The 15,964-nt window shown below is 30.2% G+C and carries 15 protein-coding genes and 1 pseudogene; 10 read left to right on the top strand and 6 right to left on the bottom strand.

Annotated features, from left to right (window positions below):
- The 3 genes from rpsB to ABWO04_RS05690 all read left to right on the top strand — a co-directional run.
- The coding region (rpsB, locus tag ABWO04_RS05700; RefSeq protein ID WP_353078128.1) for a 30S ribosomal protein S2 at positions 1-762 on the top strand (762 nt) is incomplete at its 5' end.
- 138 nt (positions 763-900) lie between these two features.
- Positions 901-1,725 carry a translation elongation factor Ts gene (gene tsf / locus ABWO04_RS05695; RefSeq protein ID WP_353078126.1) on the top strand — a complete coding sequence of 275 codons (825 nt, stop codon included), beginning with the start codon at positions 901-903 and terminating at the stop codon, positions 1,723-1,725.
- A 68-nt stretch (positions 1,726-1,793) separates the two neighbouring features.
- A complete protein-coding gene (locus ABWO04_RS05690) occupies positions 1,794-2,687 on the top strand; it encodes a DMT family transporter (protein ID WP_353078124.1) in 894 nt (297 codons plus the stop codon).
- A gap of 61 nt (positions 2,688-2,748) precedes the next feature.
- Here the strand turns inward: ABWO04_RS05690 and ABWO04_RS05685 are convergent, their stop codons facing one another.
- Complete coding sequence (locus ABWO04_RS05685; protein WP_353078123.1) at positions 2,749-4,809, bottom strand: M16 family metallopeptidase; 2,061 nt, start codon at positions 4,807-4,809, stop codon at positions 2,749-2,751.
- Positions 4,810-4,816: 7 nt separating this feature from the next.
- On the bottom strand, positions 4,817-6,142 hold the full coding sequence (locus ABWO04_RS05680) for a M16 family metallopeptidase (RefSeq protein WP_353078122.1): 1,326 nt from the start codon (positions 6,140-6,142) through the stop codon (positions 4,817-4,819).
- 179 nt (positions 6,143-6,321) lie between these two features.
- Between ABWO04_RS05680 and rplU the strand changes: the two genes are divergently transcribed.
- Both rplU and rpmA read left to right on the top strand, forming a co-directional pair.
- Complete coding sequence (gene rplU, locus ABWO04_RS05675; RefSeq protein ID WP_353078120.1) at positions 6,322-6,774, top strand: 50S ribosomal protein L21; 453 nt, start codon at positions 6,322-6,324, stop codon at positions 6,772-6,774.
- A 19-nt stretch (positions 6,775-6,793) separates the two neighbouring features.
- Positions 6,794-7,054: a 50S ribosomal protein L27 gene (gene rpmA / locus ABWO04_RS05670; RefSeq protein WP_291242975.1), complete on the top strand. Its 261-nt coding sequence runs from the start codon at positions 6,794-6,796 to the stop codon at positions 7,052-7,054.
- Between the two features lie 149 nt (positions 7,055-7,203).
- On the opposite strand, the pseudogene ABWO04_RS05665 reads toward rpmA, so the two are convergent.
- The 4 genes and pseudogenes from ABWO04_RS05665 to ahcY all read right to left on the bottom strand — a co-directional run.
- A pseudogene (locus ABWO04_RS05665) lies at positions 7,204-7,686 on the bottom strand (N-acetylmuramoyl-L-alanine amidase family protein); the annotation flags it as partial.
- 12 nt (positions 7,687-7,698) lie between these two features.
- The gene (locus tag ABWO04_RS05660) at positions 7,699-9,261 is read right to left on the bottom strand and encodes a M56 family metallopeptidase (protein WP_353078118.1); all 1,563 of its coding nucleotides are present in this window, start codon (positions 9,259-9,261) and stop codon (positions 7,699-7,701) included.
- Positions 9,258-9,629, bottom strand: a complete 372-nt coding sequence (locus ABWO04_RS05655; protein ID WP_353078116.1) for a BlaI/MecI/CopY family transcriptional regulator — start codon at positions 9,627-9,629, stop codon at positions 9,258-9,260. Before ABWO04_RS05655 ends, ABWO04_RS05660 begins: the two co-directional genes overlap by 4 nt.
- 158 nt (positions 9,630-9,787) lie before the next feature.
- Entirely contained in the window at positions 9,788-11,104 is a 1,317-nt protein-coding gene (ahcY, locus tag ABWO04_RS05650) for an adenosylhomocysteinase (protein ID WP_353078114.1), read from the bottom strand.
- A gap of 147 nt (positions 11,105-11,251) precedes the next feature.
- On the opposite strand from ahcY, the gene ABWO04_RS05645 reads away from it, so the two are divergent.
- The 5 genes from ABWO04_RS05645 to ABWO04_RS05625 form a co-directional block, all read left to right on the top strand.
- The gene (locus tag ABWO04_RS05645) at positions 11,252-11,932 is read left to right on the top strand and encodes a 4'-phosphopantetheinyl transferase family protein (RefSeq protein ID WP_353078112.1); all 681 of its coding nucleotides are present in this window, start codon (positions 11,252-11,254) and stop codon (positions 11,930-11,932) included.
- A 2-nt stretch (positions 11,933-11,934) separates the two neighbouring features.
- A complete protein-coding gene (gene pnuC, locus ABWO04_RS05640) occupies positions 11,935-12,540 on the top strand; it encodes a nicotinamide riboside transporter PnuC (protein ID WP_353078111.1) in 606 nt (201 codons plus the stop codon).
- Positions 12,516-14,069, top strand: a complete 1,554-nt coding sequence (locus ABWO04_RS05635) for a DUF4301 family protein (protein ID WP_353078110.1) — start codon at positions 12,516-12,518, stop codon at positions 14,067-14,069. Before pnuC ends, ABWO04_RS05635 begins: the two co-directional genes overlap by 25 nt.
- Entirely contained in the window at positions 14,069-14,470 is a 402-nt protein-coding gene (gene arfB, locus ABWO04_RS05630) for an alternative ribosome rescue aminoacyl-tRNA hydrolase ArfB (protein ID WP_353078108.1), read from the top strand. Before ABWO04_RS05635 ends, arfB begins: the two co-directional genes overlap by 1 nt.
- A gap of 300 nt (positions 14,471-14,770) precedes the next feature.
- The coding region (locus ABWO04_RS05625; protein WP_353078106.1) for a TonB-dependent receptor plug domain-containing protein at positions 14,771-15,964 on the top strand (1,194 nt) is incomplete at its 3' end.

Below are 15,964 nucleotides of genomic sequence, written 5' to 3'. Positions count from 1 at the left end.
TTACTAGAGGCTGGTGTACATTTCGGACACATGACTCGTAAATGGGACCCAAATATGGCTCCTTACATTTATATGGAACGTAATGGTATTCATATCATTAACCTATATAAAACTGCTGCAAAAATTGAAGAAGCTAATCAAGCTTTAAAAAGCATTGCAGCATCTGGTAGAAAAATACTTTTCGTAGCTACCAAAAAACAAGCAAAAGATATTGTTGCTGAAAAAGCAGCAGCTTGTAACATGCCTTACATCACTGAAAGATGGCCTGGTGGAATGTTAACTAACTTTATCACTATCAGAAAAGCGATTAAAAAAATGGCTTCTATTGATAGAATGAAAAAAGATGGTACTTTCATGACACTTTCAAAAAAGGAACGTTTACAAGTAGATCGTTTAAGAGCAAAATTAGACAAGAACTTAGGTTCAATTGCTGACATGTCTAGAATTCCTGCTGCATTATTCGTAGTAGATATTAAAGCTGAACATATCGCGGTAAAAGAAGCAAAAAAATTAAACATTCCAGTTTTCGCAATGGTTGATACAAACTCAGATCCTCGTTTGGTTGAGTATGTTATTCCTGCAAATGATGATGCTTCTAAATCAATCGATAAAATTTTATCTTTAGTAACTGCTTCTATTACAGAAGGATTATCAGAAAGAAAATCAGACAAAGAAGAAACTGAAGCTGAAGCTGCTCCGGTAGCTGAAGAAGCTGCTCCAGTAGCAGAAACTCAGGCTGAAGAAACTTCAACTGAAGCATAAAAAATATAAATTCCGAAAGTAAAATTCCAAATTCCAAATTAATTTATTAACTATTTGTTATAAATTTTATAAACCTGGAATTTGGAAATTTACAATTGGAATTTCTTCATTTACATTAATAATCTAAAATAAAATAAAATGTCAAATATAACTGCTGCTGAAGTTAACAAATTAAGAACTACAACCGGTGCTGGTATGATGGATTGCAAAAAAGCTTTAGTTGAAGCTGAAGGTAATTTTGAATTAGCTATTGAAATTTTAAGAAAAAAAGGTCAAAAAGTTGCGGCAAACCGTTCGGATAGAGAATCTACAGAAGGTGCTGTTATTGCTGTTGTAAATAGTGATAATACTGCTGGTGTTGTGATTTCTTTAAATTGTGAAACAGACTTCGTAGGAAAAAATGAAGGTTTCGTAAAATTAGCAAATGATTTTGCAAACTTAGCTTTAAATTTTACTGATAAAGATGCTTTCTTAGCTTCTGATTTTGGTGGAATTACTGTTGCTGAAAAATTAATTGAGCAAACAGGTGTAATTGGTGAAAAAATTGAAATTGGTGCTTTCGAAAGATTAGAAGGTGCATTTATCAATTCATATATTCACGCAGGAAACGGAATTGCTACATTAGTAGCCTTATCAGCAAATGTTGATGGTGGTGCTGAAGCAGCAAGAAACGTAGCTATGCAAGCTGCAGCTATGGCGCCAATCGCTTTAGACGAAGCAGGTGTTGATGCGGATACAATTGCTAAAGAAATAGAAATTGCTAAAGATATGTTACGTCAAGAAGGTAAACCAGAAGCAATGATTGAAAACATCGCTAAAGGAAAATTAGGACGTTTCTTTAAAGATAATACTTTAGTAAATCAAGATTATATCAAAGATAGTTCAATGAGTGTTGCTGCTTATATTAAATCTGTAAATGCAGATTTAAAAGTAACAGGTTTCAAAAGAGCTGCTTTAGGATAATATATCTTAAAAATAATTATACCTTTAAGGCTGCCAAATTTGGCAGCCTTATTTTTTTACACCTATTTATGAGAGAAAAAAATTCAAAATGGATTATTTTGCTACTTTTAGCACTAGTTTGGGGAAGTTCGTTTATTTTAATGAAAAAAGGTTTAGATGGCGGTATGAATCCGTTTCAATTAGGTGCTTATAGAATTTTGTTTACTTCTGTCTTTCTACTAATTATAGCAGGAAAAGAACTATTTAAAATAGAAAAAAAGAAAATAAAGTACATTATTATAGCCGGACTATTTGGTAACTTATTCCCTATTTTTCTTTTTGCCTTGGCGCAAACGCAAATAAGTAGTTCTATTAGTTCGACTTTAAACTCATTTACACCATTAAATACATTGATTATTGGGAGTGTGTTTTTCGGACTCACATTTAAAAAGAAGCAAATTTACGGGTTACTTATAGGAATTATTGGTTGTTTGATATTAGTTTACGCAGGAGCTTCAGGAAATCCATCCAAAAATTATTGGTTTGCATTATTGGTAATTATTGCTTCTTGGTGTTATGCCTCTAATATTAATATGGTGAAAAAATATTTATTTGATGTTTCTCCAATTGGCATTACGGTTGGCAATTTTGTCTTTCTTCTTATTCCTGCTTTGTTAATTTTATCTTTTACGGGTTATGATTTTCATACGATTCAAAGCACAGCAGAAGGCATTGGTATTACTGATACTATTCATCCATTAGTTTACGTAGCGATTTTAGGAATTGTTGGCACAGGGTTAGCAAATATTTATTTTTACAAACTCATACAAATGTCTTCTCCTATTTTTGCATCAAATGTAACGTATTTGATACCTGTTGTGGCAACAATTTGGAGTATAATTTTTAACGAAGGGGTTACTTTATTACAAGTTTTAGGAACTATTATTATTTTATTTGGGGTGTATATAACGAATAGAAAATAAAATATATTGCATAAAAAAAGGATTGCTTTCGCAATCCTTTTTCGTTTAACAAAATATAAATTTATTCGAAATCTTTATCTGTAACACCTTCATTAATTTTTACATCTTGTGTAATGAATTCTAAAGGCATTCCAACATCCATAGTAGTTTTGTATGGGAATTTCACTCCTTTAACCTCAACATAATCAGCATAATAAGTCATTGTCTTACGTTTTTGAGCACCTTCACCTGATTCGTTTTCAGTAGCTACTCTTAATCCTGTTTTTACATCATAAAAATATTTAGTTGTACCCACTTGGACCGCATAAGCATCTTGACCATTAAGTGATTCTATTCCGGTTAAAACAATTGTTTTATCTGATAAAAAGCTTAATTCCACAAAAGGAACCGCGTCTTTTTTCTCTTTTACTAATTCTTCACCTTCAATAGCTTTTTTCTGACCTTGTATGGTTTGATATCCTGATTTATCTCCAATAACTTGTTTCATCATAGACATTCCGCCCATTGAAATATCAGAAGTTAACATTCCTTTGTTGGAAAATTTAGATACCATATCTAATGTACGACCTTGAATAGTTCCTTTAGCAATAACTAAAACTGTTTTAACTGCTTTTAACGCTTTTTCACCACCAATAGCATCAATATAGTTTTTAACAACTGATTGAGCCGTTACGCCAGCAGGAATATCTTTTTTTACCACTGGTTTGTCTACTTTACTTCCGAATTTATCAAAATAGAAAATTGGCATTTTTTCTTTTGCGCTCATCGCTTCTAAACCTGGTAACACATCTGCAGCTTTTCCTACAATTACTACTCTTGTATTATCTGCTAAGAAATATTTTTTAGCTGCGTTTCTAACATCTTCTGGAGTTACTGCATTGATATTTTTTACATAATTTTCGTAAAAATCTTCTGGTAAACCTAATGTCTTAATGTTTAAAGCATAACGAGCAATAGTTGCTGGTTTTTCAATTTGCATTACAAAGTTTCCAATGTATTTTGCTTTAGCATTTTTTAAATCTTCTTCAGATACTAAATCCGTTCTAATTTTTCTCAATTCATTAAAAATTTCTACAACTGCACTATCTGTAACAGCATTTCTTACTGAAGCAGTAGAAGAAAATTTAGAAATATATTTACTCGCTCCTAAATTAGAATACGAACCGTATGTCCAACCGTGTTTTTCTCTTAAGTTTAAGAACAAACGACCTTCTCCACCACCACCAAGAATTTGGTTGGCTAAAATAGCAGCGAAATAATCTTTATCCGTCATTTTTAATTTTGATAAGTTGATCATTGCAATTTCAGATTGAACTGCGTTTGGCACATCTACAAAATTAATTTGAGAATATTGTAAATCTTTTGGATCATTATACGTTAAATTTGGTGCTGAAGCTGTTTTCCAAACATCTGCTCCAAATAATTGCTGTACTTTTTTCTTAACGTCTTTAGTTTTTACATCACCAATTACTACTAAATAGGCATTAGCTGGAACGAAATACGTGTTGTAATGATTGATTACATCTTGTAATGTTACATTTTTTAACGTTTCTTCAGAAGTAAATTCACCATTATAATGTTCTTTTCCGTACGTTAAAACATTTTGAACACGACCTGCAATTGCAGAAGCACTTTTTTCGTCAGATTTTAATCCTTCTATTAATTTTGCTCTTTCGGCATCAAAATCTTCTTGAGTAAACAATGGATTTAAGGCGCCATCAGCTAATAATTCTAAAATTCTTGCCGAATATCTTGACAAACCATTTGCAGAAGCACCTGATTCGTAAAAATTAATATTAGCTCCTAAAAAGTCAATTTCTTCGTTAAATTTATCTTTAGAAATAGATTCTGTAGCATTTCCAATCATCGAACTTACTAAATCTGTAACGCCTTTTTTGCTTCCTTCAGCAAAAGGTGTATTGTCTAAAGTTAAGTTATAAGAAACACGTGGTAATTTATTATTTTCCACCACTAACACTTTCAAACCATTTTCTAACACGAATGTTACTGGCTTTTTAATATTAATTGACGGTGCTGGCCCTTGTTTAGGCATTGGTCTGTCTTGTGCTTGCATAGTTATTGTTAGTAATAAACTGGCTGCGATATATAAATACTTTTTCATGGTAAGATTATTTAGCTGTTTTTTCTTTTGCAGGACCATAATTTAAAATCAAACGTTGGTTTGGATTTAAATATTTTTTTGCAACTTCTTTAATATCTTCTCTTGTAATAGAACGGTAAATTTCAATTTCAGTGTTTACTAAATTAATATCACCATATAATAAATAGTATGAAGCTAAATTTTCTGCTATACCTTCTACAGTTGCATTTGAACTTACATAGTTGTTTTCAAATTTGTTTTGAAGCTTTTGAAAATCGTTTTCAGAAATTAAATTAGTTTGCATGTTTACAATTTCTTCATCAATTTCTTTTAATAAACTTTCTGAAGAAACATCACCTAACGGCAAACTGTAAATAATATATTGTCCGTAATCTTCTTGAGAATTACTAAACGCACCTACTTGAAGTGCTACTTTTTTATCATCTACCATTTTTTTGTATAATTTAGAACTTTTACCATCAGATAAATAAGTAGAAATCATATCTAAAACACGTGCATCTTTCGTTTTCATTGAAGGTGTTCTGTACGCTGCTAAAGTCATTGGTAATTGAACGTTTGGATCTTCCCAAGTAGCATTAATAGTCGTAGTAATTGGAGCTTCTTCAAATTTTTGTCTTGCAACAGGTGCACCTTTTGGAATAGCACCAAAATATTTTTTAATCCATTCTTTGGCTTGAGTAGGGTCAAACTGACCTGCAACTACTAAAACGGCGTTGTTTGGTACATAAAACTTTTTATTAAACGCTTGAAATTCTTCTAAAGTAGCTGAATCCAAATGTTCCATTTCACCAATTGTTGTCCATCTGTAAGGATGATTTTTAAATAAATTTTGTTTAATCGCTTTAAAAATATTTCCGTAAGGTTGGTTGTCAATTCGTAAACGTTTTTCTTCCTTTACTACTTCATTTTGGGTATCAACACCAATTTGATTAATTACAGGATGCATTAATCTTTCCGATTCCATCCAAATGGCTAACTCTAAATTATTTGAAGGAAAAACTTCATAATAATAGGTTCTATCATCAGATGTATTGGCGTTATTTTGTCCACCATTAGCGGTAACAATTTTAAACCATTCTCCTCTTTCGATGTTTTTGGTACCTTCAAACAACAAATGTTCGAAAAAGTGCGCAAAACCCGTACGATTTGGTTGTTCATCTTTTGCACCTACGTGATACATTACAGATGTAATAATAACTGGCGCCGAATTATCTTGATGAAGAACCACGTGCAAACCGTTATCCAAATCAAATTCTTCAAATGCTACTTTCTGAGCATTTGCTGTGCTTCCTAACATTGCTATTGTTCCTAAAGCCATTAATGTTTTTTTCATAATTAATCTTTAATAATAAATGATAAATATTGGTAGCCGAAAGATATGAATTGTTACACAGAAAATAAAAAATATTACAAATTTTATTTTTTCGAATAAAAAAGAAAAAGTAATGTTGCAGGTTTAATAAATAGTTATATATTTGCAAACTGAAAAAATAATAATTTAAACACATTGTTATGTACGCAATCGTAGAGATAGCAGGGCAACAATTTAAAGTAAGCAAAGACCAAAGGTTATTTGTTCACCGTTTAGCAAATGATGTAGACGCAAAAGTTTCTTTTGAAAAAGTCTTATTAATTGACAACGGCGGATCATTAACATTAGGCGCCCCAGCTATAGAAGGAGCTTCTGTTGAAGCCAAAGTATTAAAACACCTTAAAGGTGATAAAGTAATTGTCTTCAAAAAGAAAAGAAGAAAAGGTTACAAAAAGAAAAACGGTCACAGACAATCATTTACTCAAATTATCATTGAGAACATCGTTGCATCTGGAACTGGTAAAAAAGAAGCGGCTCCTAAAAAAGAAGCAGCTCCAAAAGCAACTAAGAAAGCTGATGTTGAAGTAGAAACGGCTACTGAAGAAGTAAAGCCTAAAGCTACAAGAGCAAAAAAACCAAAAACTGAAGAATAACATTTAAAAATATAACGTCATGGCTCATAAAAAAGGTGTCGGTAGTTCGAAGAATGGTAGAGAATCAGAATCAAAACGTTTAGGCGTTAAGATTTATGGTGGTCAAGCTGCTATTGCAGGAAATATCATTGTTAGACAAAGAGGTTCAAAACACAACCCAGGTGAAAATGTTTACATGGGGAAAGACCATACTTTACATGCTAAAGTAGATGGAGTTGTAAAATTCCAGAAAAAAGGTGAGAACAAATCTTGGGTTTCTATACTTCCATTCGAAGCATAATAAACTTAAATTTTCAAATATAAAATCCCAAATTTCAATATGGTTTTTGGGATTTTTTTATGAAAAGTAAATACAAAAAAATCCCCAATCTTTCGATTGGGGATTTTTATAAGATATAACTAATTTAAATTGTTCTTTTTTATAAAGTACTATTCTCTTAATAATTTTAAGATGTTTTTTGCGATTTCATCTTTTCCGCTTTCACTTGTAATATAGGCTTTGTCATTTGCATTAGATAAATAACCAACTTCTAACAAAACAGCTGGACATTTTGAATTTTTGATAATATAAAGATTAGCGTTTTTCACTCCACCTTTGGTTAAATTATTATTTGAAATGTTCTCGATTAATTGATTTGCTTTTTCTAACGACTTTTCATAAAACCCATTTTGACTAGAAATAAAAGCATATACCCCTTTTTCATTTGGGTTTTTTGAAGCGTTCAAATGTAATGAAATTAGCATGTCCGGATTAATTTGATTTATTTTAATTACTCTATCGCTTAAACTGACAAAACTATCATCTTCACGAAGCAAAATAATTTTTAAATCTTCGCTACCATTTAATGCTTTAATTTTTTTTGCAATACTTTCTACAATTTTACTTTCAAGTTCTTCATCAATTTTTGCACCAGGATCTTTTCCTCAGTGACCAGCATCGATAACGATTACTTTTTGTGCTGGTTTTTTTAATTGAAAATTTACTTTATTATTATCAATTTTATTGTTTTTAACATCATTTATAAATAAATTATAATCCTCCTTGCCTTCAGTAAACCAAACTAATGTGTCTGCTTTTATAGATTTTGTTATTTTATCTTTCATTGCAGTATTATATGAAACTAAAACTATTTTAATTGTATCGCCACTAAAATGAGTATTACTCTTTTTTAAATTCTCATTAAAATAATCCTTGGTAAAAAGTGTATACTGATATGATTGTGGAAAGCGCTTTGAGCGTGCGTTTTTGTGAACAAAACTATAAGAATAATAACTAAAATCAGTTCGTTTATATTTCTTAATTTCCTCTTTAGTTTTTACTTTACCATTAATCCAAACTGCTAAATCTTTAGTTTTCATTTTTTCAAATAAAGGAACAGGAATTTCTTTTTCAATCATAATTTCTGGAATGTAACCCAAATATTTTCTTTTATCTTCTAAAGATAGCTTTTCGTATAAGGTTACACTTTTTCTATTTGTTTTTTCATCACATATTTTCACCCAAACACCACTATAATAAGCGTCTCTAATTTTATCTTTATCTGTTGGAATTGTTTTTTCTGTATCTAAATTTAATACTTTAGGTTTCTCTTGCGCTATAATTTCTATACAGAAAAAGTAAATTAAGCCTGCTAAGATTGGAAAAGCTGCTACTTTTTTAAGAAGTGCTATTTTTTTTGAAGTATTTTTTGTCATCATCAGTAATCGTTTTTTAGTGATTAAGTAATTTAAATTGCTTGCTAAGTAAATTGTTGTATTTCCGTTGCTTTTATGTAATAATAAATTCTGATAATAGGGTACATTATTATAAGTGTTCACGATTTCTTCATCGGCAAGAAATTCATGGTTTAATTGAATGGCTTTTTTATATAAATAGAAAAGTGGATGAAACCAAAATAGGGCTTTCAAAAACTCAATAAATAAAATATCTAAAGTATGTTTTTGGTTAACATGCACCATTTCGTGAGCAAATAATTCATCTTCAATATTTTTATTTTTAAAATCTTCGGAATTGACAAATATAAAATTCAAAAATGTGTGAGGAAGTGTTTTTTCTTCTAACAAAATCAAACTCGCATTTTTATATTTTACACTTGGATTTATTTTTGATTTTACAATTAGTTTGAAATAATTTTTACTAAATCGAAATAAAAAAATCAAGCTTATTGATACATAAATACTCCAAAACACATAAGGTAAATAATCTATAGATTCTTGAGCAGTAATTACTTTCTCGATTGTCGGGTTTTGATTTAAAACTACCTTTGCTTTCTCAATATTTATTGGTTCATAATACTGAATGACTGGAGCAGTTTCAACAAATTCGATGAATTCAAAAGTGACAAATGGAATTATCAAAGAAATTAAAACAGATATTAAAAGATAAAATCTATTAAACTTATGGATTTTTTCTCGTTCTAATATCAAATAATAAAACCCAAGAAATACAATTAAACTAATAGCAGATTTTAATAAGAAGTCTATCATTTTTTCTTTTTTTGTAGTTCAACATCTATTATTTTTTTCAATTCTTCCAATTCAGAAGCTGTTAAATTGGTCTCTCTTGTAAAGAAAGAAGCAAATTGGGAAGAAGAATCATTGAAAAAATTTTTAATTAGTCCATTTACATGCTTCGAAAAATAATCTGTTTTTTTTACCAAAGGATAATATTCTCTTGAATTTCCATATTCTTTATACGCCACGAATTTTTTATCAATCATTCGTTTTAAAAGAGTAGCAACAGTTGTAGTGGCTGGTTTTGGTTCTGGATAAACTTCTAATAAGTCTTTCATAAACGCTTTTTCAAGCTTCCATAGATGCTCCATTAATTGTTCTTCTGTGTTTGATAACGTCATTTTCTACAAATTTAGAATTAACTCTACAAACATAGAGCAATTTTATAACTCTACAAATGTAGAGCTGAAAATTAACAAAAAATTAACAAAAAAAACCCTCGCTCTTCAGCAAGGGTTTTTCTAATTATCTAAAAATCTAACTTTCTAAGAAGTCTAGATTAGTATCTGTAATATTCTGGTTTAAATGGTCCTTGAACCTCAACACCTATATATTCTGCCTGATCTTGACGTAATGTTTCTAATTCTACTCCTAATTTAGAAAGGTGTAACGCTGCTACTTTTTCATCTAAATGTTTTGGTAACATATACACTTCATTTTTGTAGTTAGCACTGTTTGCCCACAACTCTAATTGTGCTAAAGTTTGGTTTGTAAACGAGTTACTCATTACAAAACTTGGATGACCTGTAGCGCAACCTAAGTTTACTAAACGTCCTTCTGCTAAAATAATAACTTCTTTACCATTTACAGTGTAAATATCAACTTGTGGTTTCACTTCGTTTTTAGTGTGACCAAAATTTCCGTTTAACCAAGCCATATCAATTTCATTATCGAAGTGTCCAATGTTACACACGATAGTTTTATCTTTCATTGCTTCAAAATGACGACCTAATACGATGTCTTTATTACCTGTTGTTGTGATAACAATATCTGCATTAGAAACAACAGAATCTAATTTTTTAACTTCAAAACCATCCATTGCAGCTTGTAACGCACAAATTGGATCAATTTCAGTAACTGTTACAATAGAACCCGCGCCACGGAAAGAAGCCGCAGTACCTTTACCTACATCTCCGTAACCACAAACTACTACTCTTTTACCTGCTAACATAACATCTGTTGCTCTACGAACCGCATCAACTGCAGATTCTTTACAACCATATTTGTTATCAAATTTAGATTTAGTAACAGAATCGTTTACGTTGATAGCTGGCATATATAAAGTACCTGCTTTCATTCTTTCGTACAAACGGTGAACTCCTGTTGTAGTTTCTTCAGAAAGACCTTTAATTCCTTTAACTAATTCTGTGTATTTATCAAAAACTAAATTTGTTAAATCACCACCATCATCTAAAATCATATTTAACGGAGCACGCTCTTCACCAAAGAATAATGTTTGCTCAATACACCAATCAAATTCTTCTTCATTCATACCTTTCCAAGCATAAACTGGAATTCCAGCAGCAGCAATTGCAGCAGCAGCATGATCTTGAGTTGAGAAAATATTACAAGAAGACCAAGTAACATCTGCACCTAAAGCCACTAATGTTTCAATTAAAACAGCAGTTTGGATAGTCATATGTAGACATCCTGCAATTCGAGCTCCTTTTAAAGGTTGACTTGCGCCAAACTCTTCTCTAAGTGCCATTAAACCTGGCATTTCAGCTTCTGCTAATAAAATTTCTTTTCTTCCCCATGCTGCTAAAGAAATATCTTTAACTTTGTATGGTACGTAAGGAATTGTTTTTGTACTCATTATATTTGTATATTTATTATTAATTTTCGAATGCAAAGGTACAATATAAGTTTTAAATTAGAAATTAATTTTAACTTTTTAAGTTTTGTTGATACCTTTAAACAACTGAATCACAATAAAATAAAAACCATTAAATTAATATAAAGCATGCCTTTTTATAAAGAAAACAACATAAATTCAAACACTGTTGCTTATTTTTGGAAAATTACCGAAGATATTAACTGGTTTAAAGAGAAGGCATTACTTAATGAAAAATCTTTGTCAAGATTACAAACTATGCAGTCAGTTTCACATCAAAAAGGGTTTTTGGCCGTTAGAATGCTACTTCAACATATTGATTTAACCGATTTTGATTTGTATTATGATGAATTTGGGAAACCACACCTAAAAGTCGAAAGTCAAATGTCGAAAGTCAAAAGTCAAGAAATTAATAATATAAATTCTAAACAAAAACACATATCAATTTCCCATTCGCACGAATTTTCTTGTATTTGTATTTGCAATAAACCAGTAGGAATTGACATTGAAATTTGTAAAGAAAAAACATTAAAAATTGCCTCAAGATATATGGATGTTACCCATTTAGACAACCTTACAATTGCAGATAAAATCAAAAAAGCAACAGTAATATGGGGCATAAAAGAAAGTATATTTAAATTAAAAAATGAAAAAGGCATCAGTTTTCCAAAGCATATTTTCGAAAGACCTTTTAAATTAGAAGACAAAAAAGGTACCGCACAATTAATTTTTAATAACAATACCGAAGATTTTCAATTTCAATTTGATATAATTAAAGAGTATGCTTTTGTTTGTGCTTTAACTAAATAAATATGTTTGAAACCATCATTAATCAGTATCAAAGTACTCCAAATTGGCAAATTGGAATTGAAATTGTCATTTTTATTTTTGGCGTTTTAAGTGTGTATTTTGCAAAAAAAGAAAATGTGTTAGTATATCCAACCGGGATTGTTTGTACCATATTATCTGTATATATTATGTTTAATGCTAAATATTATGCCGATATGAGCATCAACATCTACTATTCCATTATGAGTGTTTATGGTTGGTTTCAGTGGGAAAAAATAACAAATGGCGAAGTACTTTCTATTTCCAGAACCAATATGAAAGAAAAAATTATTGGTGTAATTTTATTTCTTATAACAGCTTTAATTTGTATTTATATTTATAAATTTTTTGATTATAAATTACAGATTAACAATTATTTAGATATTTTCACTACCTCATTATTTTTCACAGCAATGTGGTATATGGCTAAGAAAAAAATTGAAAATTGGACACTTTGGATTGTTGGAAATACGTTTGCCGTTTATATTTTTTTTGACCGACAACTATATATTATAGCCATACAATACATAATTTTTACTATTTTAGCCATCTCAGCGTACATAGAATGGAAAAAATATTTAGCGAAATAGATTTACAACAAATAGTTAAAAGAGGAAATTCTTTAGAAAAAATTATGCAGCAATTGCATTATTTTAAAAATGGAATTCCAACTATTAACTTACTAAAAATCGCATCTATAAACGATGGAATTTTTCAATATTCGGAAAAAGAAATTTCTGAATATTGCAACTTTTTTGACACACACAAAGACAATTATTCTATTGAAAAATTTGTTCCGGCAAGTGGCGCTGCTACAAGAATGTTTAAATCGTTAAATGAATTTTTAACAAAATTTAATCCTGAAAAAGACACCATAAATTCGTATGTTAACCTTAATAAAGATAAAGATTTATCATTATTTATTGTAGGTTTAAGAAGCTTTCCTTTTTACAACGAATTAAAAGAAAAAACAAAAGCAATTTTCACAGATTATCCGAATTACAATTCCGATCAAAAGGTATATGCGATTGTTAAAACACTTTTAACTGATAATGGATTAAATTTTGCTAATAAGCCAAAAGGTATTTTGCCATTTCATATTGAAAATGATGAAATTTTAACACCAATTGACGAACACGTTTTTGAAACCGCTTTTTATAGAAAACCAAATGAAAAATCGAAAATACTTTTTACGATTTCTAAAGAATTTCAAACCGATTTTTTAAGAATTACAAATAAATATGATGATGTAGAAATCTCATTTTCTTATCAAAATGAAACATCTGATACTATTGCGGTTAATGCCGACAACACCCCTTTTAGAACTACTGAAAACGAATTGTTTTTTAGACCTGGTGGACACGGAGCCTTAATTGAAAATTTAAATCAATTGCAATCTGATATAATTTTCATTAAGAATATAGATAATGTTTCTCAAAACAATAGAGAACTTAATTTAAAAAATAAAAAATTGTTAGGCGGTATTCTTTTATATCTAAAAAAAGAAGTGGATACTACATTGAAAAGGTTTCAAAAAAATGAAATCAACGAAAATAATATTAAAGAAATTATTTATTTCATTGAAACTAAAATGTCAATTTCTTTGCCTCAAGAATTTAAAATGTTTCAATTTGACTATCAAAAAGAATATTTAATTAAAATTTTGAACAGACCCATTCGTGTTTGCGGAATGGTGAAAAACGAAGGAGAGCCTGGCGGCGGACCATTTTGGGTTCAGGATGAAAAAGGAAGACCGAGTTTGCAAATTGTAGAATTATCGCAAATTGATTTAAATAACGAAAACCAACTCGCAATCTTTAAAAATTCCACTCATTTTAATCCTGTGGATATTGTTTGTAGTGTCAAGGATTTTGAGGATAACAAATTTGACTTAAATCAATTTATTGATCCTAAAACAGCATTCATTACAGAAAAAACGAAAAACGAAAAAAAAATAAAAGCGTTTGAACTGCCTGGTTTATGGAATGGTGCGATGGCAGATTGGAGTACTATTTTTGTAGAAGTTCCAATTGAAACGTTTAATCCAGTTAAAAAAGTAACCGATTTATTAAAACCCGCACATCAACCAAATAATTTAGACATCAATTCTGGTTTATAATGAATGTAGAAATTATTTCATCTGAACTGAATTTTAAAGCGGTAAGAAGCAGTGGCGCTGGCGGGCAAAATGTAAATAAAGTGTCTTCTAAAATAGTATTGATTTTTGATGTAGCGACTTCTCAAGGTATAGATGAGGAAGAAAAATTACTACTTCAAAACATACTAAAAACAAAAATTTCACAAGAAAATTTACTGATTTTAACCTGCGATGAAGACCGAAGTCAATTCAAAAATAAAAGAATTATCATTAAACGCTTTTTTGAAATGTTAGAAAAAGCTTTAGTAAAACCTAAAATACGAAAAGCAACTAAAATTTCAAAAGGTGCCAATGAAAAGCGCATTCAAGAAAAGAAAAAAGCTGGTGAAATAAAAGCAGGAAGAAAAAAATTAGATTTCTAATTAACCAAAGTAAACACATTCAAACAACACAGATTAAAGAAATTTTAATAATTATACAAATTTCTCAAATCCGTGTTCAAATAATAAAATTGTATTACTATCTTTGTCTTATCTCAAAGGGGTGCTTGTTTTTCAGGCTGAGATTATACCCATAGAACCTGGGCGGGTAATGCTGCCAAGGAAAACCGAGAACTATCTATGTTTCTGAACCAGCTTCAGAATCTAAATTCTCAAAATTATTTTATTAATTATTTTTAACCAAGAGTAATTACCCCTTTTATTCGTATTAATTTACGAAGTATGAATTTATTTTTAAAAAGGCAAAAGGCAAAAGGCAAAAGGCAAAAGATTTATAAATTAAGTCTATTTTCTATTCTCTTTTCTCTATGTTCTTACAGTCAAGAACAACCAAAAGATTCTGTAAAATCAATTGAAGAAGTCTTAATTTCTGGCATACGAGCTAAAGACAAAAATCCAATCACTTTTACAAATGTTTCTAAAGCACAAATTGCACCAAGAAATTTAGGGCAAGACATCCCTATTTTATTAAATTATTTGCCATCTGTAGTGACTACAACAGATGCCGGTGCAGGAATTGGCTATACCTATATGCGTGTTCGTGGATCCGATGGTTCTCGTATTAACGTAACCTTAAATGGCGTGCCTTTTAACGATAGTGAAAGTCAAGGCACCTTTTTTGTCAACTTACCTGATTTTGCTTCATCTTTGGAAAGCATTCAATTACAACGTGGCGTTGGAACCTCAACAAGTGGTGCTGGTGCTTTTGGCGCGAGTTTAAATTTACAAACAAAAGCTGCGCAACAAAATAGTTATGCTGAAATAGCCAATTCTTTTGGAAGTTTCGGAACCCGTAAACACACGTTAGCTTTCGGAACAGGATTACATAATAGTTTCGAAATGAACGCTCGAATTTCAAAAATAAAATCGGATGGTTTTATAGATAGGGCTTCATCTGATTTATTTGGATATTATTTTGACGTCAATTATATTACAAAAAATACGATTATTAAAGCAATTGCTTTTGGCGGAAAAGAAAAAACGTATCAAGCTTGGAATGGTTTGGAAGATGAAGAAAAACTAAAAAATGATAGAACATATAATTCGGCTGGACAGTATACAGATGAATTCGGGAATACCCAATTTTATGATGACGAAACAGATAATTATTGGCAAAATCATTTTCAATTACATTGGAATGAAAAATTTAGTTCTAAATGGCAATCGAACCTGACACTGCATTATACTTTAGGAAAAGGTTATTTTGAACAATACAGAGAAGACGAAAATTTTTCAGATTATGTATTGCCTGACTTTAATGGCATTACAAGTACCGATTTAGTTAGAAAACGTTGGCTTGATAATGCCTTTTACGGGACAACTTTTTCATTAAATTACAAAAACACCACTACCGATATTATTATTGGTGGTGCGGCAAACAAATATGAAGGAAAACATTTTGGAGAAGTAGTCTGG

The organism is Flavobacterium sp. (assembly GCF_040382755.1).
Taxonomy (GTDB): Bacteria; Bacteroidota; Bacteroidia; order Flavobacteriales; family Flavobacteriaceae; genus Flavobacterium.
This window is presented reverse-complemented; position numbering and strand designations above follow the sequence as displayed.